General features: G+C 66.7%; 3 protein-coding genes. All 3 read right to left on the minus strand.

Features of this window, described 5'->3' with window-relative positions; genetic code table 11:
• A partial coding sequence (locus EN742_RS32710) for a YafY family protein (RefSeq protein ID WP_148670438.1) occupies positions 1 to 541 on the minus strand: 541 nt, incomplete at its 3' end.
• 113 nt (positions 542 to 654) lie between these two features.
• Positions 655 to 1,272, minus strand: coding sequence for a peptide chain release factor H (prfH, locus tag EN742_RS32715; RefSeq protein WP_127406135.1), 618 nt, complete (start codon positions 1,270 to 1,272; stop codon positions 655 to 657).
• Positions 1,259 to 2,137 (minus strand): RtcB family protein (locus EN742_RS32720; RefSeq protein WP_128333759.1); only part of this gene is annotated, 879 nt, incomplete at its 5' end. The genes prfH and EN742_RS32720, both read right to left, overlap by 14 nt.

The raw sequence follows: 2,137 nt of genomic DNA on the forward strand, positions 1-2,137 counted from the left end.
CCACAATCCGCACTTTGTCGAAGAAGCCGAGCGCGAAGGGCCAGACCATGCGCCGGGACTGGACCCCTGCCGCATCGCGATAGAGGAACCCGAGCTTGCGTTCGTCGCGGATGGCTTGGCGCACCAGGCTGAGGTCGATGCCCTCGGTGGCCTCGGCGCTCGGACCGACGAGCAGCGTGGTGGCGTCGAGATCCTCGCGCAGATCGGCCGGCAGCACGGCCGCGATCTTGGCAAGCGCATCGGTCGCCGCCGCCGAAAGCCTCGCATCCGGCTGCTTGGCGACCCAGCGCGACCCGAGCACGATCGCTTCGATCTCCTCATCGGTGAACATCAGCGGCGGCAGCATGAATCCAGGTTTCAGCACATAGCCCAGCCCCGCCTCGCCCTCGATCGGCGCGCCCTGCCCCTGCAGCGTCGCGATGTCGCGATACAGCGTTCGGATGGAGACACCCATTTCACCGGCAAGCGTGCGGCCACTGACCGGCCGACGATGACGGCGCAGGATCTGGATCAGGTCGAGCAGGCGTTCGGAACGGGACATGATTCTCGGGACTTGGGGCCAAATCCACGATAGAACCGCATGGGCGCGGCAGGAAGCCGGGACGATCCACATCCGGCGACTCGGCCGCGCCCACTTCGCTCGAAGATGTTCGGTCAGAGGCGAAACACCTTGACCTCGTTGCCGCGCTCCAGCGCCTTGTTGGCGATGAAGATTTCCGCCATCGACTGTTCGGCATCGCGATCGGCGAGAACCCGCAGCATCGCTTCCAGCCGCCACAGCGCGATTGCCTTGTTGCGGTGTTGCGAGCGCTCGTTGCGTGCCGTCACCACGATGCCTGTCGGCAGATGGACGGCGCGCACCGCACTGTCGGTGGTGTTCTGATGTTGGCCGCCGGGACCGCCGGCGCGCAGCGTTTCGAAGCGCACGTCGCAGGGTGCGATCGAAGCCTCGGCCGGCACTGCCGCCGCCAGATCCACCGCCTTCACGCCGACAAACCAGTTCTGGCGTTTGTGTCCCGGGCGCACCGGGCTCTTGAAGACGAATTTGACGGTGCCGCAATATTCCGCCGCCAGCGCGGCGGCGTTCGCGCCTTCGAGACCGAGCAGCGCGGATTTGGCGCCGTGCCGATCCGGCCTGTGGCCGAAGGTGACATCGGTCGTGCAGCCGCGCCTGTCGGCCTCGGCTTCGATGATGCCAATCAGCGCCATCAGCGCGACGCGGCATTCCGCCGGACCGCTGCCCGAGGTGACCAGAAGATCAATCGCGGGCATGGCGGTCCCTCCTTCCCTGGCGGTCGCGGATCGGTTTGCTGCGCGTGCGGTCGGAGGGGCCTTCGACGGCCTTCTTGTAGGTGACCAGCGGCTTCATCGCTGCCAGCGCCAGCACCAGGCCTGCCTCGGCGAGGTCCCGCACCACCTGGCCGGCATCCTTGTAGGCGGACGCTGCTTCCTCGATAACCAAATTGCGGTCATCGCAGATCAGTTGCCCGCCCCAGCCATTTCGCAACAGCGCGTCGCGCTCCGACCTGTTGCGGCCGGCGCGGCCATGCATCGTCGCGCGGTCGTATTTGCGGCCGGCGCCGTGCGAAATTCCGCCCAGCGACGAACCGGTGGCGTCGAGGACCTGCACGACATAGCTTAGGCTTGCCCGCGACCCGGCGATCGGCGCGATGTCTCCGGCAGCAACCGCAGCCGAACCCTTGTGGTGCACAAAGCCGCCAACCCGTTGGCGCACAAGGTTGTGCGGGATGTCAGCGACCAGCCGAACATCGCTTTTCAGCACGCTTGCCGCGCGCTCCGCGATCAGGCTGCGGTTGAGCGAGGCCCAGGCGACGCAGACATCATGCTGGCGGCGCCAGTGAATGCCGTCCGCGCTGTCGGGATCGAGCCCGGCGGTGATCGCGGATTGGCGATCGAGCATCTGCCCGAAGACAACCGCGCCGAGGCCGCGCGAGCCGGAATGCACCAGCAGATAGAGTTTCTGGCGGTCGAACAGGCTTTCGCCAGCGGCGTCGATTGTCTCATCGACCGCCTGCAGCTCGCAAAAATGGTTGCCGCCGCCGATCGTGCCCAGAGCCCCGGGATAGAGATCCGGCGGCAGATCCGAACGGCCAAGTGCCTCGGCCGGATCGAAGAC

The sequence above is a fragment of the Mesorhizobium sp. M4A.F.Ca.ET.020.02.1.1 genome, assembly GCF_004022645.1.
In the GTDB taxonomy this organism is placed as follows: Bacteria; Pseudomonadota; Alphaproteobacteria; order Rhizobiales; family Rhizobiaceae; genus Mesorhizobium.

Bases quoted from the DNA above. Each gene is read 5' to 3' on its own strand.
- prfH (WP_127406135.1), bottom strand. From the start codon at position 1,272: ATGCCCGCGATTGATCTTCTGGTCACCTCGGGCAGCGGTCCGGCGGAA.